22 protein-coding genes are annotated in these 25,696 nt (G+C 68.2%); 10 read left to right on the forward strand and 12 right to left on the reverse strand.

Going from position 1 to position 25,696, the window contains the following annotated elements:
- Positions 1-3: 3 nt before the first annotated feature.
- Positions 4-1,290, reverse strand: a complete 1,287-nt coding sequence (locus tag FFS23_RS04540; RefSeq protein ID WP_137897625.1) for a pentapeptide repeat-containing protein — start codon at positions 1,288-1,290, stop codon at positions 4-6.
- Positions 1,291-1,672: 382 nt separating this feature from the next.
- On the opposite strand from FFS23_RS04540, the gene FFS23_RS04545 reads away from it, so the two are divergent.
- The 3 genes from FFS23_RS04545 to FFS23_RS04555 are packed head-to-tail and all read left to right on the forward strand — an operon-like array spanning position 1,673 to position 3,359.
- Positions 1,673-2,566 (forward strand): tetratricopeptide repeat protein, encoded by an 894-nt coding sequence (locus tag FFS23_RS04545; protein WP_038664466.1) that lies wholly within the window; start codon positions 1,673-1,675, stop codon positions 2,564-2,566.
- A complete protein-coding gene (locus tag FFS23_RS04550; RefSeq protein ID WP_038664463.1) occupies positions 2,563-3,189 on the forward strand; it encodes an LON peptidase substrate-binding domain-containing protein in 627 nt (208 codons plus the stop codon). Before FFS23_RS04545 ends, FFS23_RS04550 begins: the two co-directional genes overlap by 4 nt.
- Positions 3,186-3,359, forward strand: coding sequence for a Trm112 family protein (locus FFS23_RS04555; RefSeq protein ID WP_081974448.1), 174 nt, complete (start codon positions 3,186-3,188; stop codon positions 3,357-3,359). Before FFS23_RS04550 ends, FFS23_RS04555 begins: the two co-directional genes overlap by 4 nt.
- A gap of 38 nt (positions 3,360-3,397) precedes the next feature.
- On the opposite strand, the gene FFS23_RS04560 is transcribed toward FFS23_RS04555, so the two are convergent.
- The 7 genes from FFS23_RS04560 to FFS23_RS04590 all read right to left on the reverse strand — a co-directional run bounded on the left by FFS23_RS04560 (position 3,398) and on the right by FFS23_RS04590 (position 11,242).
- A complete protein-coding gene (locus FFS23_RS04560) occupies positions 3,398-5,395 on the reverse strand; it encodes an acetyl-CoA carboxylase biotin carboxylase subunit (protein WP_137897626.1) in 1,998 nt (665 codons plus the stop codon).
- A gap of 93 nt (positions 5,396-5,488) precedes the next feature.
- The gene (gene bioB, locus FFS23_RS04565) at positions 5,489-6,478 is read right to left on the reverse strand and encodes a biotin synthase BioB (protein ID WP_137897627.1); all 990 of its coding nucleotides are present in this window, start codon (positions 6,476-6,478) and stop codon (positions 5,489-5,491) included.
- Positions 6,475-8,706 carry a methylmalonyl-CoA mutase gene (gene scpA / locus FFS23_RS04570; protein ID WP_137897653.1) on the reverse strand — a complete coding sequence of 744 codons (2,232 nt, stop codon included), beginning with the start codon at positions 8,704-8,706 and terminating at the stop codon, positions 6,475-6,477. The genes bioB and scpA overlap by 4 nt, the downstream gene beginning before the upstream one ends.
- 37 nt (positions 8,707-8,743) lie before the next feature.
- Positions 8,744-9,175, reverse strand: coding sequence for a methylmalonyl-CoA epimerase (gene mce / locus FFS23_RS04575; RefSeq protein WP_137897628.1), 432 nt, complete (start codon positions 9,173-9,175; stop codon positions 8,744-8,746).
- Positions 9,172-9,384: a hypothetical protein gene (locus FFS23_RS04580; protein ID WP_137897629.1), complete on the reverse strand. Its 213-nt coding sequence runs from the start codon at positions 9,382-9,384 to the stop codon at positions 9,172-9,174. The genes mce and FFS23_RS04580 overlap by 4 nt, the downstream gene beginning before the upstream one ends.
- Entirely contained in the window at positions 9,381-9,671 is a 291-nt protein-coding gene (locus tag FFS23_RS04585) for a hypothetical protein (RefSeq protein ID WP_212742907.1), read from the reverse strand. The genes FFS23_RS04580 and FFS23_RS04585 overlap by 4 nt, the downstream gene beginning before the upstream one ends.
- 44 nt (positions 9,672-9,715) lie before the next feature.
- Positions 9,716-11,242, reverse strand: a complete 1,527-nt coding sequence (locus FFS23_RS04590) for an acyl-CoA carboxylase subunit beta (protein WP_137897630.1) — start codon at positions 11,240-11,242, stop codon at positions 9,716-9,718.
- Between the two features lie 95 nt (positions 11,243-11,337).
- Between FFS23_RS04590 and FFS23_RS04595 the strand changes: the two genes are divergently transcribed.
- The 3 genes from FFS23_RS04595 to FFS23_RS04605 all read left to right on the forward strand — a co-directional run bounded on the left by FFS23_RS04595 (position 11,338) and on the right by FFS23_RS04605 (position 14,934).
- Positions 11,338-12,744 carry a helix-turn-helix domain-containing protein gene (locus tag FFS23_RS04595; RefSeq protein ID WP_137897631.1) on the forward strand — a complete coding sequence of 469 codons (1,407 nt, stop codon included), beginning with the start codon at positions 11,338-11,340 and terminating at the stop codon, positions 12,742-12,744.
- A 154-nt stretch (positions 12,745-12,898) separates the two neighbouring features.
- Positions 12,899-14,146: an NAD(P)/FAD-dependent oxidoreductase gene (locus tag FFS23_RS04600; RefSeq protein ID WP_137897632.1), complete on the forward strand. Its 1,248-nt coding sequence runs from the start codon at positions 12,899-12,901 to the stop codon at positions 14,144-14,146.
- Positions 14,143-14,934: a DUF72 domain-containing protein gene (locus FFS23_RS04605; protein ID WP_137897633.1), complete on the forward strand. Its 792-nt coding sequence runs from the start codon at positions 14,143-14,145 to the stop codon at positions 14,932-14,934. Before FFS23_RS04600 ends, FFS23_RS04605 begins: the two co-directional genes overlap by 4 nt.
- 2 nt (positions 14,935-14,936) lie before the next feature.
- Here the strand turns inward: FFS23_RS04605 and FFS23_RS04610 are convergent, their stop codons facing one another.
- From FFS23_RS04610 to hemC, 3 genes are read right to left on the reverse strand one after another with little or no spacing between them, the layout of a single operon-like run.
- On the reverse strand, positions 14,937-15,899 hold the full coding sequence (locus tag FFS23_RS04610) for a hypothetical protein (protein ID WP_137897634.1): 963 nt from the start codon (positions 15,897-15,899) through the stop codon (positions 14,937-14,939).
- Positions 15,896-16,585, reverse strand: coding sequence for a uroporphyrinogen-III synthase (locus FFS23_RS04615; RefSeq protein WP_137897635.1), 690 nt, complete (start codon positions 16,583-16,585; stop codon positions 15,896-15,898). The genes FFS23_RS04610 and FFS23_RS04615 overlap by 4 nt, the downstream gene beginning before the upstream one ends.
- On the reverse strand, positions 16,582-17,496 hold the full coding sequence (hemC, locus tag FFS23_RS04620; protein ID WP_283214441.1) for a hydroxymethylbilane synthase: 915 nt from the start codon (positions 17,494-17,496) through the stop codon (positions 16,582-16,584). The genes FFS23_RS04615 and hemC overlap by 4 nt, the downstream gene beginning before the upstream one ends.
- Positions 17,497-17,638: 142 nt before the next feature.
- Here hemC and tsaD point away from each other — a divergent pair, with 142 nt between their 5' ends.
- The 3 genes from tsaD (at position 17,639) to FFS23_RS04635 (ending at position 22,929) form a co-directional block, all read left to right on the forward strand.
- On the forward strand, positions 17,639-18,667 hold the full coding sequence (gene tsaD / locus FFS23_RS04625) for a tRNA (adenosine(37)-N6)-threonylcarbamoyltransferase complex transferase subunit TsaD (RefSeq protein ID WP_137897637.1): 1,029 nt from the start codon (positions 17,639-17,641) through the stop codon (positions 18,665-18,667).
- A 29-nt stretch (positions 18,668-18,696) separates the two neighbouring features.
- Positions 18,697-19,674, forward strand: coding sequence for an NAD(P)H-dependent glycerol-3-phosphate dehydrogenase (locus tag FFS23_RS04630; RefSeq protein WP_137897654.1), 978 nt, complete (start codon positions 18,697-18,699; stop codon positions 19,672-19,674).
- A 171-nt stretch (positions 19,675-19,845) separates the two neighbouring features.
- Entirely contained in the window at positions 19,846-22,929 is a 3,084-nt protein-coding gene (locus tag FFS23_RS04635; RefSeq protein ID WP_137897638.1) for a TonB-dependent receptor domain-containing protein, read from the forward strand.
- Positions 22,930-23,001: 72 nt separating this feature from the next.
- Here FFS23_RS04635 and purD read toward each other — a convergent pair whose 3' ends face one another.
- The gene (gene purD, locus FFS23_RS04640; RefSeq protein ID WP_137897639.1) at positions 23,002-24,261 is read right to left on the reverse strand and encodes a phosphoribosylamine--glycine ligase; all 1,260 of its coding nucleotides are present in this window, start codon (positions 24,259-24,261) and stop codon (positions 23,002-23,004) included.
- Here purD and xseA point away from each other — a divergent pair.
- The gene (xseA, locus tag FFS23_RS04645) at positions 24,260-25,687 is read left to right on the forward strand and encodes an exodeoxyribonuclease VII large subunit (protein ID WP_137897640.1); all 1,428 of its coding nucleotides are present in this window, start codon (positions 24,260-24,262) and stop codon (positions 25,685-25,687) included. The genes purD and xseA overlap by 2 nt on opposite strands.
- The last annotated feature ends 9 nt before the right edge of the window (positions 25,688-25,696 follow it).

Below are 25,696 nucleotides of genomic sequence, written 5' to 3' on the forward strand. Positions count from 1 at the left end.
GAACTACCTCCCCAACTTTGCAAGCATGGCCTTGTGCTCAGGCCAGATATTGCGAAATAACGTGTTTATGTCGTAATTATTGTCGGTGACATGCACGACGGTGCTCAAGAGGTTTGATACGATGGCGCCACGAAGGCCCCCATCATCAAACAATGCCTTTGCCATCTGCATGCATTGGAAATACGTATGGGTGAAGTTAGCACCATGAAAGTTGGTGCCGGTGACCAGATCACCGGTATCGATCGACGTTTTGGCACCGTAACACCCCTCGGACTTCGATCCATAGCTAACGAAGTGGGCACCCGAAAAGTTATATCCCGAGAAATCCATGCCGCGCATATCGCACTCTTCAAAAATCGAATTTTTCAGACTGTTATTTTTCGTGGACAGGTCGGCATGCCGGATGTCCATTCGGGAAAAGTTGAGCTCGGTGTCACTGTCATGGGAGGTTGCACCATCTATCTTCGCACCACCGAAAGACACATGTCCGCCGCTTATATGGCTAAAATCTGCCCTTGACGCATCGGTGCCGCAGACGTTGACGCCTCCGGTAAAGCCTTGAAAGGTTGCTTGCTTGACACTCCCATCCGAGAACGTGAAGTTGGAAAGATAGCTCATTTGTATATTGTTGAATGACGCCTCATCTGCGACGAACTGTTTGACGAAGATCGATTTCTGAAAAATCACGTTCGAAAAGTCTGCTTTCGTCAGGTTGACACCCTTGACGATATAACATTTGTCGAAGGTTGTTTCCTTGGTCGGCGGGAGCTGGAAGTTCGCACCGAACGTCGCGCCGGTGAACTTCGCTTCGGTGAAATTGCCGTTATCGAGATCGGTCTCGTCGAAGCTCGCCTTGGTGAAGCTGGCGCCGGTGGCGGTAACGCCGTGGAGATTGGTGTGGCTGAACGTGGCGCCGTCGAATTTCGCGCCGGTCAGCGTCGCGCCACTGAGATCGATGCCCGACAAATCCTTGCCGGTGAGGTCTGCACCGGTCAGATCGGCGCCGCGCAGATCGAGCTTGGTCAGATCGGCCGTGCGCAGATCCTGACCGTGCAGATCGAGCTTCGGCGGGGGCGGCGGCGCCTTTGCGGGAGCCGGACTGGCTTTGTCCTTACCCTGTTCGGTCAGCACCACGGCTGCGGCGTCGCCCGAGAGGCGCTTGATCCCCGGCGTACCGGGTTTGGCATCGGCCACCGGGGTCCTGATCGTATCGGTGGGGGAAGTGCTGTTCGGCTTCGAAGCCACGCCGGATTGCACCGGCGTCGTCGTTGCACTGTTGCTGATGATCATCGTCTGATCCCTTCACGCATCGCATCACGTATCATTATAGACGACGGATAAGATGCCGACCGCGACCGGAGGAGGACTCCATTGCAAACGACCTGAAGACTGGGATTCTTTTTCTATTGTCGGCACGGACAAATAGTGTCGGCCTCCACCGGATTCTGTGATGAAATCAGGTTTTCGTGAATGTAACAAATGGAAGCGGGCTTTGATCTGCGCGACCGCAAGCAAACCGGTCCAGCCGATGGCGTGGAGCGGTCCGGTGGTCGCACGGGTGTAACCGCGGGCGCGTTCGGGTAGAGGTCGCTTAACACCTTGGCGCGGGCGCGCCGCTGCCCCACATGGGCGGCTACCGAATACGAAGGAGCATGACTTGGCCACGCTAGGAATGGCGCCCGCGGAAAAGCAGGCGATCGAGGATTTCCGCCGCGACGTCGTCGAACCGTCGATGACCTCCCTCGTCATCATCGATTTCTGGGCGGAATGGTGTGGGCCGTGCAAGGCGCTGGGGCCGACGCTGGAAAAGGTCGCCGCCGCCTATGCCGACAAGGGCGTGGTGCTCGCCAAGATCGATACCGACAAGAACCAGTTCATCGCCGCGCAATTCCAGATCAAGTCGATCCCGACCGTCTATGCGATGTTCCAGGGCCAGCTCGTCGCCGATCTGACCAGCGCGCGCACCGAATCGGCATTGCGCGTGATCCTCGACCAGTTGCTCAAGCAATTGCCGATTGCCGCGCCGGGCGACGAGGCCGCCGCCGAGATCGAACCGCTGATCGCGATGGGCGAGGAGGTGCTGGCGAGCGGCGATGCCGAGCGTGCCGTGTCGATCTTCGATCAACTGGTCGAGATGGCGCCGGACAATCCCGCCGTGCTGTCGGGCCGCATCCGCGCGCTCGTCGCGGCGGGGCTGACCGACGAGGCGCAGGCGGCGATCGACGCGCTGCCCGCCGACGTCAGGGACGCCGGCATCGACCGCGCCAAGGCGGCGCTCGCGCTGGCGCAGAGCGCGCCGCCGGTCGAGGACTTCGCCGGCCTTGCCGCCGAGGTCGCGGCCAACCCCGACGATCACGAACGCCGCTTCGCGCTCGCCAACGCCCAGATGGCGGCGGGCGACCGCGATGCCGCGGCGGACAATCTGCTCCATATCGTCGCCGCCGACCGCGGCTGGAACGAAGGTGCAGCCCGCCAGCAATTGCTCAAGCTGTTCGAGGTCGTCGGGCTGGAGGACCCCTGGGTCTCGGCGCAGCGCCGCCGCCTGTCCGCGATCCTGTTCGGATGACCTCGCCGACCGTCCTCGGGCGCCTGTCGATCTTCCCGCTGCCGGGGGCGTTGCTGTTCCCCGGGATGCATCTGCCGCTGCACATCTTCGAACCGCGCTATCGCGCGATGATCGGCGACGCGATGGTGCGCGACCAGCGGATCGGCATGATCCAGCCGATGCACGGCACCGGCGGCCACGACGCGCTGTACGACATCGGCTGCGTCGGCAAGATCGCCGAGGTCGAGGCGCTCGACGACGGCCGCTACAATCTGGTGCTGGAGGGCGTCGCGCTGTTCCGCGTGCTGCGCGAACTCGACGTGACGACGCCGTTCCGTCAGGTCGAGGCGGAGCTGCTGCCCGCGGTCGAGGACGACACGCTCTCGCTGGGACGGCGGTCGTCGCTCGAGCTCGAATCGCGCCGCTTCGCCGACGCGCAGGGCTATAGCGTCGATTGGGAGGCGGTCGGCCGGCTCGACGACGAGAGTCTGGTCAACGGCATCGCCCAGATCGCGCCGTTCGATACCGCCGCCAAACAGGCGCTGCTCGAAGCGCCCGACATCGAGACGCGCGCCGAGCTGATCATCCAGCTGATGCAATTCTTCGGCCGCCACGACGGCGAGGACCGGGTGACGCTGCAATGACCGCGTCGATCGATCCCTGGCTGCTCGAACGTTTGGTCTGCCCGGTGACCCGCCAGCCGCTGCGCTACGACGCGGCCGCGCAGGAACTGGTGTCGGAGGCGGCGGGGCTCGCCTATCCGATCCGCGACGGCGTGCCGGTGATGCTGGAAGAGGAAGCGCGGCGGATCTGAGGGGGGGGGAAGTCGGCGCCTCCGCTTGCGCCTGCCGTTCACTCCATCTCCAGGATCACCTGATCGACCGCGAGGCTGTCGCCAGTCGCGGCGGACACGCTCTTCACCCGGCCCGATTTTTCGGCGCGCAGGATGTTCTCCATCTTCATCGCCTCGACCACCGCGAGTGCTTGCCCCGCCTCGACCGCGTCGCCGGCACCGACGTCGAGCCGGACGAGCAGCCCCGGCATCGGCGCGATCAGGAAGCGCGACAGGTCGGGCGGCACCTTCTCGATCAGATGCCGCGCATAGGGCGCGGCATGCGCGGGCAACACCCGCGCGACATGGCTGGCGCCGCGCGTCGTCAGGCGGAAGCCGCTGCGCACCGGCGCGATGCGGACGGTGAGATGCACGTCCTCGCCGATCTCCGCCTCGACCATCCGGTCGCCCGGCGTATATTCGAGCGCGATGTCGAGCGGCTCGCCGTCGACGCCGATGCCGTCGGTCGACACCGTGACGTCATGGTCCGTGCCGTCGATCCGCACCGTCCAGGCCGCGGGCGGCGGCAGGCGGCGGCCGAGCTGGCCGTCGATCCGCCGCGCGCGATCCGCCTGCGCGGTCGCGGCGAAGGCGGCGACCGCGGCGAGCGTGCGGGTAAGCTCGCCGTCGGCGGGGGCGCCGTGGAAGCCGTCGGGATATTCCTCGGCGATGAAGCCGGTGGTGATCGCGCCCGAGCGGAAGCGCGGATGCTGCATCAGCGCCGAGAGGAAATCGATGTTGGTCCCCGGCCCCGCGATCTCGAACGCGTCGAGCGCGGCGATCTGCGCATCGATCGCCGCCTCGCGCGTCGGCGCCCAGGTGATCAGCTTGGCGATCATCGGATCGTAGAACATGCTGACCTCGCCGCCCTCGACGACGCCATCGTCGACGCGGATGCGTGCGTCCTGCTCCTCGCCGGGCTGGGGCGGATTGTAGCGTACCAGCCGCCCGATGCTCGGCAGGAAGCCGCGATACGGGTCCTCGGCATAGACGCGATTCTCGATCGACCAGCCGGTGATGCCGACCTCATCCTGCGTGATGGTCAGCGGCTCGCCGGCGGCGACGCGGATCATCTGTTCGACGAGGTCGAGCCCGGTGATCTCCTCGGTCACCGGATGCTCGACCTGCAGCCGCGTGTTCATCTCGAGGAAGTAGAAGCCCTGGCCGGTGGTGTCCGCGCCCGAGACGATCAGCTCGACCGTGCCGGCGCTGTAATAGCCGACCGCGCGGGCGAGCGCGACCGCCTGCTCGCCCATCGCCTTGCGCATCGCCGGCGTGACGAAGGGCGAGGGCGCCTCCTCGACCACCTTCTGGTGGCGGCGCTGGATCGAGCATTCGCGCTCGTTGAGGTAGAGGATAGTGCCGTGCTGATCGCCGAGCACCTGGATCTCGATGTGGCGTGGCGATTCGATGAACTTCTCGATGAAGACGCGATCGTCGCCGAAGCTCGCCAGCCCTTCGCGCTTGGTCGCCTCGAAGCCTTCGCGCACGTCCTGCTCGCTATACGCCAGCCGCATGCCCTTGCCGCCGCCGCCGGCCGAGGCCTTCATCATCACCGGATAGCCGATGTCGGAGGCGATGCGCACCGCCTCGTCGGTATCGGCGATCTCGCCGAGGAAGCCGGGGACGACGTTGACCCCCGCCGCCTTGGCGAGCTTCTTCGATTCGATCTTGTCGCCCATCGCCGCGATCGCATTGGGCGGTGGCCCGACGAAGGCGATCCCCGCCTCGGCACAGGCGCGCGCGAAGCTCTCGCGCTCCGACAGGAAGCCGTAGCCGGGATGGATGCAATCGGCGCCGGTCTCGCGCGCGGCGAGCAGGATCAGCTCGGCCTTGAGATAGCTTTCGGCGGCGGGTGCCGGCCCCAACCGCACCGCCTCGTCCGCCATCAGCACATGGGGACTGCGCGCATCGGCATCCGAATAGACCGCGACGGTGGCGATCCCCATCCGCTTGGCGGTGCGCATGACGCGGCAGGCGATCTCGCCGCGATTGGCGACCAGGATTTTCTTGAACATCCTCAACTCTCCTCCCGCTTGGCAGCCGGCCGGGGGCCGGTCCGCCTGCGGGTTTGATGGTTTTCGGGGGGAGGGCAGACCCTCCCCGGCAGGCTATTCGGCGGCCACCCGCATCGGCTCGGCGCTTTCCATCGGCGTCAGGCCGAGCTTGGCGAACAACGCCGCATCAGCGCTGTCGCCGGCGTTGCCGGTGGTGAGCAATTTGTCGCCGGTGAAGATCGAATTGGCGCCGGCTATGAAGCACAGCGCCTGCGTCGCCTCCGACATCGACTCGCGACCGGCGGACAGGCGCACCATCGACAGCGGCATGGTGATCCGCGCCACCGCGACGGTGCGGACGAACTCGATCTCGTCGATCCGGGCCATCGGCGTGTCCGCCAGCATGTCGCCGAGCGGCGTGCCCTTGACCGGCACCAGCGCGTTGACCGGCACGCTTTCGGGATGACGCGGCAGGGTGGCGAGCGCGTGTACGAAGCCGACGCGATCACCCCGCGTCTCGCCCATGCCGACGATGCCGCCGCAGCAGACGTTGATCCCCGCCTGCCGCACGTTCTCGAGCGTATCGAGCCGGTCCTGGAAGGTACGCGTCGTGATGACGTTGCCGTAATTCTCGGGCGAGGTGTCGATATTGTGGTTGTAATAGTCGAGCCCGGCGGCGGCGAGCTGCTGCGCCTGTTCCGGCTCGAGCATGCCGAGCGTCATGCACGTCTCCATCCCCATAGCGCGCACGCCTTCGACCATCGCGACGATCGCCGGCATGTCACGCGGCTTGGGATTGCGCCACGCCGCGCCCATGCAGAAGCGCTGCGACCCGGCCGCCTTGGCGGCCGCCGCATCGGCGAGAACCGCGTCGACCTGCATCAGCTTCGCCGCCTTCAGCCCGCTGTCCGACGAGGCGGATTGCGAGCAATAGCCGCAATCCTCCGGGCAGCCGCCGGTCTTGATCGACAGGAGCGTGCAAAGCTGCACCTCCGACGGCGCGTGATGCGTGCGGTGGACGGTCTGGGCCTGATACATCAGTTCGTCGAACGGCAGGTCGAACAGCGCGGCGATCTCGGCGCGGGTCCAGTCGGTACGGGTCATTCTGCGGAATCCTGTGGCGGCATATTGTGACCGAGCAGCCGTAGCACATCCTCGGCGGCGGTGATGAGATTGGTGCCGGGGCCGAAGATCGCCTGTACGCCGGCATCGCGTAAGCCCTGGTAATCCTGCGCCGGGATGACGCCGCCGGCGATCACCTTGATATCGGCGCGGCCGGCATCGCGCAGATGGCCGATCAACTCGGGGATCAGCGTCTTGTGGCCCGCGGCGAGGCTGGAGGCGCCGACGACGTCGACGTCCTTCTCTACCGCGAGCGTCGCGGCTTCCTTCGGCGTCTGGAACAGCGGCCCGGGCACGACCTCGAAGCCGAGATCGCCGAACATGCTGCTGACCAGATTGGCACCGCGGTCGTGGCCATCCTGCCCCATCTTGGCGACGAGCATCCGCGGTTTGCGCCCCAGCCGCCGTTCGGTGGCGGCGACGCCGTCCTCGAGCCGCAGCCAGCGCGCATCGTCGGCATAGGCACCGCCGTAGATGCCCTTGACCGGGGTCGGCTGCGTGCCGAAGCGGCCGAACACGTCCTCCATCGCACTGCTGATCTCGCCGAGCGTCGCGCGGGCGCGGGCGCAATCCACCGCTCGCGCAAGCAGATTGCTCTGTTCCCAGTCCCGTTCGGGCTGAGCCTGTCGAAGCCCCTGTGCCTGCCCTTCGACAGGCTCAGGGCGAACGGCCGGCGCCATACGTGCCGCCTCGCGCAGCGCATCGAGCGCCACGCGGCATGCAGCCTCGTCGCGGCTCGCCTTGACGCGTTCGATGCGGCGGATCTGTGCCTCGCGGACCGCGACATTGTCGACGTCGAGGATGTCGATCGGGTCCTCGCCATCCTTGCGGTATTTGTTGACGCCGACGATTACGTCCTCGCCGCGGTCGACGCGTGCGGCGCGCGCGGCGGAGGCTTCCTCGATCATCGCCTTGGGCCAGCCGGCGGCGACCGCCTTGGCCATGCCGCCCTCGGCCTGCACCCGCTCGATGATCTCCCACGCGCCGTCGACCAGGCTCTGCGTCAGGCTTTCGACATAATAGCTGCCGCCGAGCGGATCGACGACCTTGGTCATCCCCGTCTCTTCCTGGATGACGATCTGCGTATTGCGCGCGATCCGCGCAGAGAAATCGGTGGGCAGCGCGATCGCCTCGTCGAGCGCATTGGTGTGCAGCGACTGGGTGCCGCCGAGCATCGCCGCCATCGCCTCGATCGTCGTGCGCATGACGTTGTTGTACGGGTCCTGCTCGGTCAGCGACACGCCGCTCGTCTGGCAATGCGTGCGCAGCATCTTGCTGCGCTCGTCCTGCGCGCCGAGCTGCGTCATCGCGCGATGCCACAGCACCCGCGCGGCGCGCAGCTTGGCGATCTCCATGAAGAAATTCATGCCGATCGCGAAGAAGAAGCTCAATCGCCCGGCGAACTTGTCGATGTCGAGGCCCGATGCCACGCCGTATTTCACATATTCCATGCCGTCGGCGATGGTGAAGGCAAGCTCGTGGAGCTGCGTCGCCCCCGCTTCCTGCATGTGATAGCCGCTGATCGAGATGCTGTTGAACTTGGGCATCTCGCGGCTGGTATAGCCGAAGATGTCGCTGATGATCCGCATACTCGGTTCGGGCGGGTAGATATAGGTGTTGCGGACCATGAACTCCTTGAGGATGTCGTTCTGGATGGTCCCGTCGAGCAATTTGCGGTCGACGCCCTGTTCTTCGCCGGCGACGATGAAGAAGGCGAGGATCGGGATCACCGCGCCGTTCATCGTCATGCTGACGCTCATCTGGTCGAGCGGGATGCCGTCGAACAGGATCTTCATGTCCTCGACGGTGTCGATCGCGACGCCCGCCTTGCCGACGTCGCCGGTGACGCGCGGATGGTCGCTATCATAGCCGCGATGCGTCGCGAGATCGAAGGCGACCGACAATCCCTTCTGCCCGGCGGCGAGATTGCGGCGGTAGAAGGCGTTCGATTCCTCGGCGGTCGAGAAGCCGGCATATTGGCGGATCGTCCACGGCCGGCCGGCGTACATCGACGCGCGCACGCCGCGGGTGAAGGGCGCGAAGCCGGGCAGGCCCGGATCGACCGGCGCATCGGCGGCGGTGTAGAGCGGCTTGACGGCGATGCCCTCGGGCGTCTGCCAGACGAAGTCCTTGCCCTTCACCTCCTTCGCGGCGGCGGCCTGCCAGTCGGCGAGGCCCGGCTGCGGTGTCGGTTCGGGGGCCGGCGGCAGGGCGGGCGCGGCGCCGCTGTCCTCGCCGGTGTTGACCTCAATGTCCGGCAAGCGGCGTCTCCATCAGTTCGACCAGCACGCCGCCCATGTCCTTCGGATGGACGAAGACGATCTGCGCGCCGTGCGCGCCGATCCGCGGTTCGCCGAGCACGCGCGCGCCCTTGGCAGTGAGGTCGGCGATCGCGGCGTGGATGTCGGCGACCTCGAAACACAGGTGATGCTGGCCGCCGGCCGGATTGCTGCGCAGGAAGCCGGCGATCGGCGAATTTTCGTCATAGGGCTCGATCAGCTCAATCTGCGTATTGGGCGTATCGATGAAGCACACCCTCACCCCCTGCGCGGCCAGATCGAACGGCTCGCCGATCGCGGTCGCGCCGAGCAGGGTGCGATACGTCTCGATTGACCGCGCGATCGATGGCGTCGCGACGCCGATATGGTTGAGGCGGCCCAACGGCGCGTGGTCGGTCATTCCTCGATCCGCCGCTGCCGCGTCGCCATCGCGGCGCCCTCGATCACGCCTTCCAGTCGGCTGACGCGCTCGCGCAACGTGGCATGCGCTTCAGCCAGCGCCGCGAGTCGCCCGCTCTGGCTGGTGACCATATCCTTGAGCTGGCGTACGTCCTCTTGCAGCAGGAGGACGTTGCGAAGCGCCTTTATCGTATCGCCGATGAAACTCATCGCCGCGGTCCTTCACCAGCGAGCACCGCATCGACCGCCGCGTTCGCACGATTGATGCTGGCAATCGCGCTCTTGATGTCCTCGCGCATACGGGGAACGGCCTCGTTCACCTCGCGGACCAGCGCCGCCAGTTGCTCTTCGTCTTCATCCGCTGCCGCCTGCGCGATATAGATCGCCGACGCCTCGCGCACGACATGGCCGACGGACTTGCCGTTGCTGGCCGCGAACGCATCGAGCGCCGCCTTGTGATCGGGGGTGGTCAGAAAGGTCACGCGTTCGGTCTGCATGAGTCGTCTCCTTCACATATGCTTATAATGTTCAGGAGATGGGCTCACAACGGGATGTTGTCGTGCTTCTTCCACGGGTTCTCCAGCGCCTTGCCCTTGAGCTTGCGCAGGCCCAGCGCGATGCGGCGGCGGGTGGAATGCGGCTGGATCACCTCGTCGATGAAGCCCTTGCTCGCCGCGACGAAGGGGTTGGCGAAGCGCGCCTCGTACTCGGCGGTGTGCTCGGCGATCTCCTCGGAAGTGCGGCCGCGGAAGATGATCTCGACTGCGCCCTTCGCGCCCATCACCGCGATCTCGGCGGTCGGCCAGGCGTAATTGAGGTCGCCGCGCAGATGCTTGGACGCCATCACGTCATAGGCGCCGCCATAGGCTTTCCGCGTGATGACGGTGATCTTCGGCACGGTCGCCTCGGCATAGGCGAACAGCAATTTGGCGCCATGCTTGATGATGCCGTTATGCTCCTGCGCCGTGCCGGGCAGGAAGCCCGGCACGTCGACGAAGGTGACGATCGGGATATCGAACGCGTCGCAGAAGCGGACGAAGCGCGCCGCCTTCTTCGAGCTGTTGATGTCGAGCACGCCGGCGAGCACCATCGGCTGGTTGGCGACGAAGCCGACCGTCCGCCCCTCGATCCGGCCGAAACCGGTGATGATGTTCGCGGCATGTGCCGGCTGCGTCTCGAAGAAGTCGCCCTCGTCGACCGTCTTCCGGATCAGCTCGTGCATGTCGTAGGGCTGGTTGGCCGAGGCCGGCACCAAAGTGTCGAGGCTCGCCTCCAGTCGGTCCCAGGCATCGGCGGTCGGGCGTTCGGGAACGCTCTCGCGGTTCGACGCGGGCAGGAAGTCGATGAAGTCGCGCGCCGCGAGCAGCGCCTCGATATCGTTCTCGAAGGCGTTGTCGGCAACCGAGGTCTTGGTGGTATGCGTCACCGCGCCGCCCAACGCCTCCTGCGTCACTACCTCGTTGGTCACCGTCTTGACCACGTCGGGGCCGGTGACGAACATATAGCTCGAATCCTTCACCATGAAGATGAAGTCGGTCATCGCCGGCGAATAGACCGCGCCGCCCGCGCACGGACCCATGATGAGGCTCAGTTGCGGCACCACGCCGCTGGCGAGCACGTTGCGCTGGAACACCTCGGCATAGCCGCCGAGGCTGGCAACGCCCTCCTGGATGCGCGCGCCGCCCGAATCGTTGAGGCCGATCACCGGCGCGCCGACCTTGAGCGCGGTGTCCATCACCTTGCAGATCTTCTGCGCGTGGCGCTCGGACAGCGAGCCGCCGAAGACGGTGAAATCCTGACTGAAGACGTAAACCAGACGGCCGTTGATCGTCCCCGATCCGGTGACGACGCCGTCGCCGGGGATCACCTGGTCCGCCATGCCGAAGTCGACACAATTGTGCTCGACGTACATGTCGATCTCTTCGAACGATCCTTCGTCGAGCAGGATCTCCAGCCGTTCGCGGGCGGTGAGCTTGCCCTTGGCATGTTGCGCGGCGACCCGTTTTTCGCCGCCGCCCGCTCTGGCGGCGGATCGGCGGCGGTCGAGTTCGGTCTGCGTGGATGACATACTCTCTCCTGCCTCTTCTTCCCCGATCCTAGCCCGCCGCCGCAACTGTGGTTTTGCAAAATTGCAACGGACCTGTTTGCAAACTATGAGGGCACATGGTCCAGCAACCGCCCCGTGCACGCATCTTCGCCGGCGATCAGGTTCGCGCGTTGCGGGCGCGGCTGTCGCTCAGCCAGATCGCGCTCAGTCGGCGGATCGGCATCTCGACCAGCTATCTGTCGCAGATCGAAAGCGGCGACCGGCCGATCACCGGCGGCGTGCTCGGCGCACTGGCGCGGGCCTTTCCGCTCGACTGGGTCGAGATCGCGCCCGAGGACGATAGCGCGGCACTGGTCGGCGCGCTCGAGGCGGGGACCGATCCGTCGGTACCGGCGGCGCTGCTCGACGAGGCGGACGTGCTGCGCGGCCTCAAGCAACAGCCTTTGGTGGCGCGGCGGATGATCGCGCTGCACGCCGCGCTGCGTCGCTCGCAGGAGCAGCTGCGCGTGCTCGACGACCGCGTCGACGCGCAGGGGAGCCCGCCGCATCTGCTGCCGTGGGAGGAGGTGCGCGACTGGTTCCAGGGCATGGGCAATTACATCGACCCGCTTGATCGCTTCGCCGAGGGGCTGGCGGACGATCTGCCACCGGGGCGGGCGCTGGTCGACCGGTTGCAGGCAGCGCACGAGGTGCGGGTGATCGACGACGGCATCGCCGCGCCGATGCGCGCCTATGACGCCGCGGCGGGGACGCTGACGATCGACGGCGCGCAGCCGATCGAGACGCGGCATTTCCAGCTCGCGCACCAGCTCATCCGGCTCGAGGCGAAGGCGCTGATCGAGGGGATCGTCGGCGACGCGCCACTGCGCTCGGAGGCGGCGCGCGACCTGCTGCGCGTCGGCCTCGCCAATTACGGCGCGGGCGCGCTGCTGATGCCCTATGCGCGCTTCCGCGCCGAGGCGCGGGCGCGACGCCACGACGTCGATGCACTGCGCCAGCGCTTCGGGGTGAGCTTCGAACAGGTCTGCCATCGCCTGTCGACGTTGCAGCGGCCCGGGCTGCCCGGCGTGCCGTTCTTCTTCTGCCGCATCGACATGGCGGGCAACATCACCAAGCGCCATTCGGCGACGCGGCTGCAATTCGCGCAATATGGCGGCGCCTGCCCGCTGTGGGTGGCGCATGAGGCGGTGGCGATCTCCGACCGCATCCTCGTCCAGGTCGCCGAGATGCCCGACGGCGCGCGCTACGTGTCGATGGCCAAGGGACTGGTCAAGGCGACGTCGAGCTATCGCCGCGTCGCCCGTCGCTATGCGGTGGTGCTCGGCTGCGAGGTCGAACATGCCGGCGCGTTCATCTATGGCGACGGCCTCGACCTCGCCGGCGCGGACAGCGCGACGCCGATCGGGCCGTCGTGCCGCATCTGCCCGCGCCGCGACTGCGACCAGCGCGCCTTCCCGCCCGCGGGACGCGAGCTGCTCGTCGATCCCGACCGGCGTTCGATCGTGCCATATGGCTTCGACTGAGCGGCGCACCCACTCACACCGTTCGCCCAGAACCTGTCGAAGGGCTGTTTGCCGCAAACGTAGCGTTTGAGGAGCGGCGGGCTTCGACGGGCCCCAACCCGAACGGAGGGCAAGCGGGCTTTCGCCGCCACCAGGACTAAGGCAGGAGAGGGCAATGCGGGAGAATACGAGCGTGCAGTCCCATTACGACGTCGTCATCGTCGGTGCCGGCCATGGCGGCGCGCAGGCGGCGATCGCGCTGCGCACCGCCAAATTCGCCGGCAGCATCGCGATGATCGGCGACGAGCCCGAGCCGCCCTATGAACGCCCGCCGCTGTCGAAGGACTATCTGTCCGGCGACAAGCCGTTCGAGCGCATCCTGATCCGCCCCCCCGCCTTCTGGGGTGAGCGCGACGTCGCGATGCGGCTCGGCCGCCGCGTCGTGCGCGTCGATCCGCAGGCGCACACCGTCACCACCGGGGACGGCGAGACGATCGGTTACGGCCAGCTTATCTGGGCGACCGGCGGCAGCCCGCGGCGGCTGAGCTGCTCGGGTCACGATCTCGCCGGCGTCCATGGCGTGCGCACCCGCGCCGATGTCGACCGGATGATCGCCGAGCTGGCCGGCGTCAACCGCGTCGCGGTGATCGGCGGCGGCTATATCGGACTGGAGGCGGCGGCGGTGCTCGCGAAGTTCGGCAAGCAGGTCACGGTGTTGGAAGCGCTGCCCCGCGTCCTCGCACGCGTCGCCGGCGAGCCCTTGTCGCGCTTCTACGAGGCGGAGCATCGCGCGCATGGCGTCGACGTGCGGCTCGGCGTCACCGTCGCCTGTATCGCGGAGGCGGATGGCCGGGCGTGCGGCGTCACGCTCGCCGACGGCGAGACGGTGCCGGCGGAGATGGTGATCGTCGGCATCGGCATCGTCCCAGCCGTCGAGCCGTTGCTCGACGCGGGGGCGGCGGGCGGCAACGGCGTCGACGTCGATGCACAGTGCCGCACCGGTCTGGCGGACGTGTTCGCGATCGGCGATTGCGCGACGCACGCCAACGCCTTCGCCGACGGCGCGCGTATCCGGCTCGAATCGGTGCAGAATGCCAACGACCAGGCGACGGTGGTCGCCAAAACGATCGCCGGCACGCCGGTCGACTATCATGCGGTGCCGTGGTTCTGGTCGAACCAATACGACCTGCGGCTGCAGACGGTGGGGCTGTCGACGGGTTATGACGCTCTGGTCGTGCGTGGCGACATGGCCAGCCGCAGCGTCTCACTGATCTACCTGCGCGAGGGCCGGGTGATCGCGCTCGACTGCGTCAACGCGACGCGCGATTACGTTCAGGGCCGCGCGCTGGTTCTCGCCGGCGCGGTCATCGACCCCGCGCAGCTGGCGGATACGGCCGTACCGCTCAAGGAGATGATCGCATGACAATCCGAATCGGTATCGGCGGCTGGACCTACGAGCCGTGGCGCGGGACCTTCTATCCCGCCAAATGGCCGCAGAAGCGCGAGCTGGACTATGCCGCCTCGCAGGTCACCGCGATCGAGATCAACGGCACCTATTATTCGAGCTTCAAGCCGGCGAGTTTCGCCAATTGGGCCGCCGCCGCGCCCGACGGCTTCGTCTTCGCGGTGAAGGCGTCGCGCTATTGCACAAACCGCAAGGTGCTCGCCGAGGCGGGCGAATCGGTCGAGCGCTTCGTCGGGCAGGGGATCACCGAGCTCGGCGACAAGCTCGGACCGATCCTATGGCAGTTCATGGCAACCAAAAGGTTCGACGCCGACGACATGGGTGCCTTCCTCAAATTGCTGCCCGACAGCCACGCCGGGGTGCCGCTGCGCCATGCGGTACAGGTGCGGCACGAGAGCTTCGCCGACCCGGCCTTCGTCGCGATGGCGCGGGCGGCGAACGTCGCGATCGTCTATGCCGATTCGAAGGACTATCCGGCGATCGCCGACGTCACCGCCGACTTCGTCTATGCGCGGCTGGAAGCGGCCGAGGAGCAGAATCCGGCGGGCTATACCGATGCCGCGCTCGACGATTGGGCACGGGCGGCGCGGACGTGGCAGGCGGGTGGCCGGCCGGAGGGGTTGCCCTATGTGGTCGCCGACGCCCCGGCCAAGGCGCAGCGCGACACGTTCGTCTTCTTCATCAACGGCGCCAAGATCCGCGCCCCGCAGGGTGCAATGGCGCTGATCGAGCGGGTCTTGGCGTAAGCCTACATCCCGACCGAGGTCGTCGCTTCCTCGTTCGACAGCGTGTCGGGCATCGCGGGCAGTTCCGCCGCGGGGGCAGGGGCGGCGGCGGCGACGGTGGGCTTGCTCGCCTGGCCCATGATCGCCGCGCCTTCGATCTGGTCGAGCGCGTGGCGCGCGGTGACGTAGCGGTCGGCCGCCTGCATCCAATTGCCCGCATCGCGCGCGCCGGGCAGCCGCGCGACCTCGGCGCGCGCCGCCTCGACCTGTCCGCCCTCGAGCAGCCGGCGGGCCCGCGCCAGCCGGTCGGCGGGGCGGGGCGACGGCGTGCCCGCCTTGCGCAGCACCACCAGCCCGCCGAGCTCGCGGCGCAGGCTCGCCCACCAGCCGTCGCTGCTCACCGTGGCGATCTCGGGCGCGATCGCGTCGAGACCCTGGCGCAGATCCTCCAGCGTCACCGGTTGGTGCGACGCCTCGATCACCGCCGCCACCGAGCGCGGCTGGACGGTGCCGAAGCGGGTGCGCAACTGCTCCTCGAGATAGCCGAGGCCGACGCCGCGATCGAGCGCGCGGCGGGCGGCGAAGGCGACCAGCAGCCCCTCGGCGCGACCCGCCTGCGCGCCCGCGACCACGGCATCGCTCGCCACCGCTGCGGTGCGCGCCTCCAGCGCGGTCAATTGCCCCGCCAGCGTCGCCTCGCGCGAGGCGAGCGCGGCCGGCTCGAGCGCCGCGTTGGTCGTCTGGCCGTTGGCGTTGAGCGGCTGCGCCGGGTTGAAATTGGCCGGATCGGGCTGCGTGCGTTTCGCCGCGAGCGCACGCTCGGCGGCGGAAGTCGTGCTCAGCCAGCCGACCTGTTTCATGAGATAGCCGGTGAGCAGCGCCCCGGCGACGAAGGCGAGGGCGATGATCGCCAGGAACACCCCCGTCCGCGGCCCGCGCACGGGCGTTGCCGCGGGCCTGGGATCGATCGGCGTATAGTCGGTCATGGCCTCTTATCCCCGCCCCCCGCCGCACGGTCAATCGTCCGTGCGAGCGCGAGCGCACACAAGGCGGCGTCGGTCGGCATCGCCGCGGCGCGGGCGAACCCCCAGCCGTCGCCCGCCGCGGCGAGGACGGCGGGGCTCAGCGCTGCGACGCCCGTCGCGTGCCGGTCGGCGATCAGCGCCGCGACGCGGTGCGCGGCGCGGACCGAATGGAGCAGCACGATCCGCCCCGTCGCTGCCGCGGCGAACGCCGCCGCGTCGACGTCCAGCTCGGCGCTGGCATAGACGATCGCGGTCGGGTGGCCGCTGTCGATATGTTCGCGTCCCGCCAGATGCAGCGGTCGCGTCAGTCCCGCCGCCGCCGCCGCCGTCAGCGCGTCGGCGACGCCGCCGTCGCCGACGACCGCGACGCGCAAGCCGGCGTCGCGTGCCACCGCCGCGCTTTCCGCTCCGACCGCGATCACCGGCAACCCGGCGAGCCGCGCCAGTCCGGCGCCCGCGAGGCGCACCGCATTGGCGCTGGTCACCAGCAAGGCGTCGAACGCCGCCGGATCGGGCGGCGTCCATGCGATCGGCGCGGCGGCGAACAGCGGCCGGCCGAGCACCGCGCCGCCGCCGGCGCGCAGCCGCGCCGTGGTGCGCGCATTGCCGGGCTCGGGCCGCACCACGAGCAGGCCGGAGAGGCTCACGGCTGGAACAGCCGCCGCACCACCTCGGGCGCCCGCGCCAGCAGGTCGGCGGCGAGTTCCGCAGCGACGAGGCTGCCGTCGGTGCCCTCGCCGCTGCCCTCGACGAAGGCGCTGCCGTCCTCGGCGATCAGCTCGGCGCGCAACGTCAGCATCTCGCCCGACAAAGCGGCGAGCGCGGCGACCGGCGAATGGCAGTCGGCGCCGAGCCCGGCGAGCAGGGCCCGCTCCGCCAGGACGCAGGCGCTGGTCGCGGCATCGTCGATCGCCGCGACGATCCGCGCCGCACCGGCGTCGGCGCTGCGCACCTCGATACCGACCGCGCCCTGTGCCGGGGCGGGCAGCATCGTATCGGTCGGGATCGCGCGGCCGACGCCGTCGCGCCCGAGCCGGTCGAGCCCCGCCGCGGCGAGCAGCGTCGCATCCGCCTCGCCGGCCGCCAGCTTGGCGAGGCGCGTGTCGACGTTGCCGCGGAACATCACGACCGTCAGGTCCGGGCGCAGCCGCAGCAATTGCGCGCGCCGCCGCGGCGAGCTGGTGCCGACCACCGCGCCCGCGGCCAGATCGGCGACGCTGTCCGCACCGATCAGCCGGTCGCGTACGTCGGCGCGCGGCAGCATCGCGGCGATGGCGATCGCCGGCGGGCGGATCGTCTCGACGTCCTTCATCGAATGGACCGCCGCGTCGATCTCGTCGTCGAGCAAGGCGCGGTCGAGCTCCTTGGTCCACAAGGCCTTGCCGCCGATCTCGGCGAGGGGGCGGTCCTGCACGCGGTCGCCGGTGGTACGGATGACGACCAGCGCGACCTCGTCCGCGGTCCAGCCATGCGCGGCGCACAAGGTGTCGCGCACCATCCCCGCCTGCGTCAGCGCGAGCGGCGATCCCCGCGTTCCCAGCCTGAATTTGATCGCCACCCGTCTGCTCCCGTTATCCGGCCTCACCCATCGCCGCTGTGGGCGTCTCCCGTTGGGAAGGGTGAGGACGGCAATCTTCCGCCGCCATGGCCGAAATCCCCACCCTTCGACAACCTCCGGCAACGCGCGTAAAGACTTGGCCATGTCTCTCCGGATCATCCTCGGCCTCGAATCCTCCTGCGACGAGACCGCTGCCGCGCTCGTCACCAGCGACCGGCAGGTGCTCAGCCACCGTCTGCTCGGCCAGGAAGCGGCGCATGCGCCGTTCGGCGGCGTCGTCCCCGAGATCGCCGCGCGCGCGCATGTCGAGGCCTTGGAACCGCTCGTCCGCGCCGCGCTCGCCGACGCCGGACTGCGGCTCGACCAGGTCGGTGCGATCGCCGCCACCGCCGGCCCCGGGCTGATCGGCGGCGTCATGGTCGGGCTCGTCACCGGCAAGGCACTCGCGCATGCCGCGGGCAAGCCGCTGATCGCGGTCAACCATCTCGAAGGCCATGCGCTCAGCCCGCGGCTGTCCGATCCCGATCTCGCTTTCCCCTATCTGCTGCTGCTCGTCTCGGGCGGCCATTGCCAGTTGCTGCTGGTCGAGGGCGTCGCGCGCTATCGCCGCCTCGCCACGACGATCGACGACGCCGCGGGCGAGGCGTTCGACAAGACCGCCAAATTGCTCGGCCTCGGTTTCCCCGGCGGGCCGATGGTCGAGAAGGCGGCGGCGCTCGGCCGCCCGGTCGTGCCGCTGCCGCGCCCGCTGAAAGGCTCGGCCGAGCCGCATTTCTCCTTCGCCGGGCTCAAGAGCGCGGTCGCGCGTGCGGTCGGCCAGCACGCACCCGAGGACATCGCCGCGTCGTTCCAGGCGGCAGTGGTCGATTGCCTGATCGATCGCACCCGCCGCGGCATCGCCGGGATCGAGGCGACCGCGCTGGTCGTCGCCGGTGGCGTCGCCGCGAACACGGCGGTGCGCAGCGCGCTGCAGGCGCTCGCCACCGCCAACGGCCTGCGCTTCGTCGCACCGCCCTTGTGGCTGTGCACCGACAATGCCGCGATGATCGCCTGGGCGGGTGCCGAGCGGTTCGCCGCCGGGCTCACCGATCCGCTCGACACGCCGGCGCGCGCGCGCTGGCCGCTTGATCCGGATGCGGAGGCGGTGCGCGGCGCCGGGGTGAAGGCATGAACCGGATCCATCAGGGGGAGGTCGAGGCCATGAAGATCGGCGTCATCGGCGGCGGCGCCTGGGGGACGGCGCTCGCGCAGGTCGCAGCGCATCGCGGCGAGCCCGTCACGCTGTGGGCGCGCGAGCCCGAGGTGGTCGAGGGGATCAACGCAGGCCACGAGAACCGTCTGTTCCTTGCCGGCGTGCCGCTGTCGCCGTCGATCCGCGCCACCGCCGATGTCGGCGATCTCGCCGCCTGCGACGCCTTGCTCGTCGTCGCGCCGGCGCAGCACGTCCGCGGCGTGCTGTCGCAGATCGCGGTCGGCACGCGCCCGCTGGTGCTGTGCGCGAAGGGGATCGAGGCGGGCACCCGGCTGCTCGTCGGCGAGGTCGCGCGGCAGGTCCATCCGCAGGCGCCCGTCGCCGTCCTGTCCGGCCCGACCTTCGCGCACGAGGTGGCCGCCGGCCTGCCCACCGCGGTGACGCTGGCGGCGGCGGACGAGGCGCTCGGGCGGGCGCTGTCCGAACGCCTCGCCGCACCGCAGTTCCGCCCCTATGCCAGCCGTGACGTCGTCGGTGCGGAGATCGGCGGCGCGGTCAAGAACGTGCTCGCCATCGCCTGCGGCGTGGTCGATGGCGCCGGGCTCGGCCAGAACGCGCGTGCCGCGCTGATCGCGCGCGGCTTCGCCGAGATGACGCGCTTCGGCCTCGCCCGTGGCGCGCGCGCCGAGACGCTCGCTGGCCTGTCTGGGCTCGGCGACCTCGTCCTCACCTGTTCCTCGACCAGCAGCCGCAATTTCTCACTCGGCGTCGGCCTGGGTCAGGGCAGGGCCGCCGCCGACCTGCTCGCCGACCGCCGCACCGTCGCCGAGGGCGCCTTCACCGCCCCCGTGCTGCGCGAGGCGGCGGCGGCGGCGGGCGTCGACATGCCGGTCACCGCCGCGGTCTGCCGCTTGCTGCAGGGCGCGCCGGTGGACGACGTCATCGGCGCGCTGCTCGCGCGGCCGTTGCGGCAAGAAGGGCAGTGATCTGACGCACGATGGTGCGGTGACGCAACACTGCATCTGAAAACGGACCGATCCGGTGGGATCGTTACGTAATAGGTTATTGTTTGGTATTGACAGATATTGATCCCTAATGGACCTTCCTGTCATTCCGGCCAACGAAATAGCGTGACCGGGACGATAGGGGGATTTCCAATGAGGTTGAAAACGACCGCGTCGCTGCTTGCCCTGGCGAGCAGCCTGGGTGCGATCGCGCTGCCGGCGGCAGCCCAAACCGTCGCGCAGAGCGATGATACCACCGTGAGCCAAAGTGACACCGATACCGTCGCCGAATCGGCGGACGATCGCGCTGCGTTGATCTCGGGCAAGGTTGCCCGGCCAGCCGGCAACGGCAATGAGATCATCGTCACCGGAACCCGGATCAATCGCCCGAACACCTTCTCGGCCGCGCCGATCACCTCGGTCACCGTGCAGGACATTCAGGCGCAAGCCCCCCTCAACGTCGAGGAAGTGCTCAATCGCCTGCCGCAGATCGCGCCGGATTCGCAGCAGAATTACACCGATTCGGACGGTCGCCAGCGGCTGAAGCTGCGCAGTCTCGGCTTCGAGCGCACCTTGGTGCTGATCGACGGCAAGCGGCTGGGGACGCAGAACGGGCAGGACACCAACATCATTCCCGCCTCGCTGCTCCAGCGCGTCGACATCCTGTCGGGCGGTGCCTCGTCGGTCTATGGCTCTGACGCGGTGTCGGGCGTCATCAACTTCATCCTGCGCAAGGATTTCTCCGGCCTGCGCATCGATACCAACTACAATTTCTACAACCACCTCAATCGCGACACGATCGTCACGCCCTATGCACAGGCCGCGGGCTTCAACACGCCGCGGGGCTACAGCAACGACGGCGGTCGCGGCGACATCACCGTCACGCTCGGCAAGGCGATGCTCGACGAGCGGCTGAAGGTGTCGACCTTCTTCAATTATCGTCATGCCGATCAGGTGCCGTACAGCGCGCGTTCGTCGTCGCCCTGCCAGCTGACGCAGACCGGCCTCGACGGTCCGCTGTCCTGCTCGCCGCTCTCGACCTATTCGCCGAGCGGCTATGTCTCGCCGCGCAGCGGCACGAACAGCGGTACCGCCTATGTCAACGATCCGCTGGGTAGCCGAACCTTCGTCCCCTACGGCCCGGGTCGCGGCAACGCCGCCAACCCCTATGACGACTATTCGTATCAGCGCGCGGGCGAACGCTATACGGTCGGCACCTTCGCCAGCTTCGAGATCGCGCCGGAGGCCGAACTCTACGGCACGATGATCGCCTTCCGGGACACGTCGCAACAGACCTCGCCGTTGCGTGTCTATTCCTATACTGTGTTCGGCGACACGCCCTATCAGGTGAATTGCAACAATCCGTTCCTGTCGACCAGCCAGGCGCAGGCGCTGTGCGGCACCGCTGCCGGCACCGCTGCCACGGTGCCGCTCGACGTCCGTTACCGGTTCGACGGTCAAGTGCAGGGGACGACCTATCTCAACAACGGCCTGCGGGCGACCGGCGGCATCCGCGGCAAGGTCGGCGATGCGTGGAGCTATGACATCGGCGGTGTTTATGCCCGCAACTACCAGAACACCGCGTTTTCGGTCTATTCCGATCCCGACCGGGTCAACCGCTCGCTCAACGTCGTCAACGTCAGCGGTACCCCGACCTGCGCGTCGGTGGTGTCCGGCGTCGATCGCGCCTGCGTGCCCTTCGACGCCTTCCGCGCCAGCTCGGGCAGCCCCGCGCTGACCAACTATCTGTTCTCGGGCGGCAGCGACGGCGCGACCTTCAACGTCGGCACGTTGTACGACATCGTCGCGAGCGCGACCGGCGATCTCACCAAATACGGCCTCAAGACGCCCTGGGCCGACGAAGGCCTCGCGGTGTCGTTCGCCACCGAATTCCGTCAGGACAAATTGGTCAGCGGCGCCAACCAGACCTACGTCAGCCAATATGGCAGCAACGATGCCAACCTGAAGCAATACGTCTGGGAATCGAATGTCGAGGCGCAGTTGCCGCTCGTCGAGAAGCGCCGGTTCTTCGACCTGTTGCAGGTCAACGGTGGCGCACGCGTGTCGAAGTACAGCAGCAACCCCGACAAGTTCGTCACCTGGAAGATCGAGGGCCTCTACGCGCCGATCCCAGACTTCATGTTCCGTAGCTCGTTCAACAAGGCGCAGCGGGCCCCGACGGTGGTCGAGGTGCGGCAGGCGACCAACACCTCCTATGACACCACGGTCGTGACCGACTTCTGCGCGCCGGAAACCCGCCAGCTGCCGGGCGGCGGCACGACGACGCAGCCGCTCGGATCGCGCGAGGCCTGTCGCGCGAGCGGCCTGCCCGATGCGCTCTATGGCAGCCCGACGCTGATCTGCGCGACGCAATGCACCGTCAAATATGGCGGCTTCACCGCCGATCCGGAAACCGCCTACACGTTGACGTACGGGCTGGTGGTCAAGCCGCGCTTCCTCAAGGGGCTGGTGTTCTCGGCCGATTACTATCGCATCCGGATCAACAACTCGCTGGGGTTCAATGGCCCCGATTATTACGCGCAAGGGTGCGTCGCCTCGAATGGCGATCCGTTCTTCTGCTCGGGCATCGTCCGCAATCCTGGTACCGGAACGCTGTTCAGTGCGGCGGCGAACAACCCGACGACGGGCTTCTTCCGCGCCGGCACGACCAATTACTACCGGTCCCTCTCGGAAGGCTATGACTTCCAGGGCCAGTATACGCTGGAACTCGGCGGCGCCGGGCGGCTCGACTGGGGCTTCAACGGTTCGCTGACGACGAAGGCGGGCGGACAGGATTCACCGGTCCGTGCGGCCTATAATTGCGCCGGCTATTTCTCGAACGGCATCGCCTGCGGGCAGTTGATTCCGAAATGGTCGCATGGCCTGCGCACTACCTGGACGACCGCAGACAGTGTCTTCAACGTGTCGTTCAACTGGCGCTACATCAGCGCGCTGACCACCGCCAACAACTCCGGGCAGGATGTAATCGGCGGAACAGACCGGCGGTTCCAGACCACTTTCGCGCGCATCGCACCGCAAAGCTTCTTCGATCTGTCGATGAACTTCAACGTTGCCAAGCGTTTCGCCCTGCGCTTGATCGCGAACAACCTGCTCGATCGGACGGCGCCGATCATTCCCAACTCGTACACGGTAGGGTTGTCGCGCAACAACACGCTGCCGCAGCGCTATGACGCGCTCGGCCGCCAGATCGCGATCGGCACCACGATCACCTTCTGATCGACTGTCGCGAACGAAAAAAGGCCCGCCGGAGCGATCCGGCGGGCCTTTCCGTTTCTCCGCACCGAGCGATCAGCGCGCCAGTTCGCGCCAGCCGATGTCGCGACGGCAGAAGCCGTCCGCGAAGTCGATCGCATCTACCCCGCGATAGGCCGCATCGCGTGCCGCGCGGATGTCCGCCCCCATCGCGGTCACCGCGAGCACCCGGCCGCCGGACGCCACCAATGTGTCGCCCTCCAATCGCGTCCCCGCCTGGAAGACGATCGCGCCGGTCGCCTCCGCCGCGTCGATCCCACGGATCGCGCCGCCTGCCTTGGGCGTCCCCGGATAGCCCGCCGCCGCCAGCACCACCGTCATCGCCGCCGCGTCGGCGAAGCGCGCCGCCGGCAGCTCGCCGAGCCGTCCCTCCGCGACTGCCAGCATCGTCGCGACCAGATCGCCCTCGAACCGTGGCATCAGCACCTGGCATTCGGGGTCGCCGAACCGCGCATTATATTCGATCAGCTTGGGGCCGGTCGCGGTCAGCATCAGCCCGGCGTAGAGCACGCCGCTGAACGGCGTCCCCTCCTCGGCGAGCGCCTTCACCGTCGGCGCGACGATCTCGTCGAGCGCACGCCGTTCCAGCTCGGGGGTGAGCACCGGCGCCGGGCTGTACGCGCCCATGCCGCCGGTGTTAGGACCGGTATCGCCCTCGCCGACGCGCTTGTGGTCCTGCGCGCTGCCGAACGGCAGCAGCGCGACGCCGTCGGTGAGCACGAACAGACTCGCCTCCTCCCCGTCGAGGAATTCCTCGACCACCACCGGCGCATCGCCGTCCGCGAACATCGCGGCGAACGCCGCGGCGGCCTCGGCCTCGCTGGTCGCGATCACCACGCCCTTGCCCGCGGCGAGCCCGTCCGCCTTGATCACGACCGGATAGGAAAAGGTGCTCGCCAGCGCCGCTTCCGCCTCGGCGCGCGTGCCCACGCGGACATAGCCCGCGGTCGGAATGTCGGCACGCCGGCACAGATCCTTGGTGAAGCCCTTCGATCCCTCGAGCTGCGCCGCCGCCTTGCCCGGCCCGAACACCGGCACGCCCGCCGCGCGCAGCGTGTCGGCGAGACCGTCGACCAGCGGCGCTTCCGGTCCGATGACGACGAGGCCAACGTCATGGCCGACCACGAAATCCACCACCGCGGCATGATCGGTCGCATCCAGCGCGACGCACGTCGCATGGGCGGCGACGCCGGGGTTGCCAGGCGCGGCATAGAGCGTATCGAGGAAGGCCGATTGCGCCAGTTTCCATGCAAGTGCGTGCTCGCGGCCACCTGAGCCCAACAGCAGGACGTTCATGCCAGAGTTCCTATCCGATACCGACGACGCCCGGCTGCTAGCCGAGGAGCGGCCCGGCGACAACGCGCTCGCCATGTCGGTCGGCGAACTCAGCTTCAAGCTCAAGCGGATGGTCGAGGGGGAGTTCGGCCACGTCCGCATCCGCGGCGAGATCTCGGGCTATAAGCGCGCGACCTCGGGCCACGTCTATCTTGCGCTCAAGGACGATGCCGCGGTGATCGACGGCGTGATGTGGAAGGGGCAGGCCAATGCGCTCGCCTTCGCCGCGCAGGACGGCATCGAGGTGATCGCCACCGGCAAGCTCACCACCTATCCCGGCCGCTCCAAATATCAGATCGTCATCGAGCGGATGGAGCTGGCCGGTGCCGGCGCGCTGATGGCGCTGTTCGAGAAGCTCAAGGCGAAGCTGGCGGGCGAGGGATTGTTCGACGGCGCGCGCAAGGTGCGGCTGCCCTTTCTGCCGCGGACGATCGGCGTCGTCACCTCGCCGACCGGCGCGGTGATCCGCGACATCCTGCATCGGCTCGAGGATCGCTGTCCGACCCACGTGCTCGTCTGGCCGGTCAAGGTGCAGGGGCAGGGGGCGGCCGAGGAGGTCGCCGCCGCGGTGCGCGGCTTTGACGCGATGCCCGCGGACGGCCCGGTGCCGCGGCCCGATCTCGTCATCGTCGCGCGCGGCGGCGGTTCGATCGAGGATCTGTGGGCGTTCAACGAGGAGGTCGTGGTCCGCGCCGTTGCCGGCTGTACCATCCCGATCATCTCCGCGGTCGGCCACGAGACCGATACGACCCTGTGCGACTTCGCCGCCGACCTGCGCGCGCCGACGCCCACCGCGGCGGCCGAGCTGGCGGTGCCGGTGCTCGCCGACCTGCGCCATACGATCCAGAGCCATGGCCTGCGCACGCAGCGTTGCGCCAATCGCTATGTCGAGCGCGGCCGCGAGCGGCTGACCGGGCTCGCCCGGCTGCTGCCCAAGCGCGACGCGCTGCTCGGGCCGCAGCGCCAGCGTGCCGACGATGCCGGCCAGCGGCTCGACCGCGGGCTCGAACGGCGGGTGACGCTGGCGCGCGGCCAGCTCGACCGGTCGAGCGGCGCGCTGCGCCCGGCGGTGCTGCAGCAACAGGTCGACCGCAACCGCGACCGGCTGGCGGCGACGTGGCGGCTGGTCCAGTCGCTCAACCCCGATGCGGTGCTCGACCGCGGCTATGCGCGGGTCACCGCACGCCGCGAGGGCGGGGGCGAGGGCGGCGAGACGCTGGCGTCCGCCGCGGCGGTGCGCGAGGCAGGGGCGGTGACGCTGCGCTTCCGCGACGGCAGCGTCGATGCCGTCGTCGACGACGGCACGGTCCAGCCCGCCGCCGAGCGCAAGGTTGAGCGCAAACCCGCCAGGGCCTATCCCAAGCCCGACCAGCCGACGTTGCTCTGACAGGATCTC

It is taken from the genome of Sphingomonas sp. 2SG, from assembly GCF_005503285.1.
Classification (GTDB): domain Bacteria; phylum Pseudomonadota; class Alphaproteobacteria; order Sphingomonadales; family Sphingomonadaceae; genus Sphingomonas; species Sphingomonas taxi.

What these genes read in the sequence shown, in the direction of transcription:
- FFS23_RS04635 (WP_137897638.1), top strand. Translation starts at nt 19,846, where the DNA reads ATGAGGTTGAAAACGACCGCGTCGCTGCTTGCCCTGGCGAGCAGCCTG.
- FFS23_RS04590 (WP_137897630.1), bottom strand. Translation starts at nt 11,242, where the DNA reads ATGTCATCCACGCAGACCGAACTCGACCGCCGCCGATCCGCCGCCAGA.
- FFS23_RS04560 (WP_137897626.1), bottom strand. Translation starts at nt 5,395, where the DNA reads ATGTTCAAGAAAATCCTGGTCGCCAATCGCGGCGAGATCGCCTGCCGC.
- mce (WP_137897628.1), bottom strand. Translation starts at nt 9,175, where the DNA reads ATGACCGACCACGCGCCGTTGGGCCGCCTCAACCATATCGGCGTCGCG.
- bioB (WP_137897627.1), bottom strand. Translation starts at nt 6,478, where the DNA reads ATGACCCGTACCGACTGGACCCGCGCCGAGATCGCCGCGCTGTTCGAC.
- FFS23_RS04555 (WP_081974448.1), top strand. Translation starts at nt 3,186, where the DNA reads ATGACCGCGTCGATCGATCCCTGGCTGCTCGAACGTTTGGTCTGCCCG.
- FFS23_RS04630 (WP_137897654.1), top strand. Translation starts at nt 18,697, where the DNA reads ATGAAGATCGGCGTCATCGGCGGCGGCGCCTGGGGGACGGCGCTCGCG.
- FFS23_RS04585 (WP_212742907.1), bottom strand. Translation starts at nt 9,671, where the DNA reads ATGCAGACCGAACGCGTGACCTTTCTGACCACCCCCGATCACAAGGCG.
- tsaD (WP_137897637.1), top strand. Translation starts at nt 17,639, where the DNA reads ATGTCTCTCCGGATCATCCTCGGCCTCGAATCCTCCTGCGACGAGACC.
- FFS23_RS04545 (WP_038664466.1), top strand. Translation starts at nt 1,673, where the DNA reads ATGGCGCCCGCGGAAAAGCAGGCGATCGAGGATTTCCGCCGCGACGTC.
- FFS23_RS04580 (WP_137897629.1), bottom strand. Translation starts at nt 9,384, where the DNA reads ATGAGTTTCATCGGCGATACGATAAAGGCGCTTCGCAACGTCCTCCTG.
- FFS23_RS04605 (WP_137897633.1), top strand. Translation starts at nt 14,143, where the DNA reads ATGACAATCCGAATCGGTATCGGCGGCTGGACCTACGAGCCGTGGCGC.
- xseA (WP_137897640.1), top strand. Translation starts at nt 24,260, where the DNA reads ATGCCAGAGTTCCTATCCGATACCGACGACGCCCGGCTGCTAGCCGAG.
- FFS23_RS04610 (WP_137897634.1), bottom strand. Translation starts at nt 15,899, where the DNA reads ATGACCGACTATACGCCGATCGATCCCAGGCCCGCGGCAACGCCCGTG.
- purD (WP_137897639.1), bottom strand. Translation starts at nt 24,261, where the DNA reads ATGAACGTCCTGCTGTTGGGCTCAGGTGGCCGCGAGCACGCACTTGCA.
- FFS23_RS04595 (WP_137897631.1), top strand. Translation starts at nt 11,338, where the DNA reads ATGGTCCAGCAACCGCCCCGTGCACGCATCTTCGCCGGCGATCAGGTT.
- FFS23_RS04540 (WP_137897625.1), bottom strand. Translation starts at nt 1,290, where the DNA reads ATGATCATCAGCAACAGTGCAACGACGACGCCGGTGCAATCCGGCGTG.
- FFS23_RS04550 (WP_038664463.1), top strand. Translation starts at nt 2,563, where the DNA reads ATGACCTCGCCGACCGTCCTCGGGCGCCTGTCGATCTTCCCGCTGCCG.
- FFS23_RS04600 (WP_137897632.1), top strand. Translation starts at nt 12,899, where the DNA reads ATGCGGGAGAATACGAGCGTGCAGTCCCATTACGACGTCGTCATCGTC.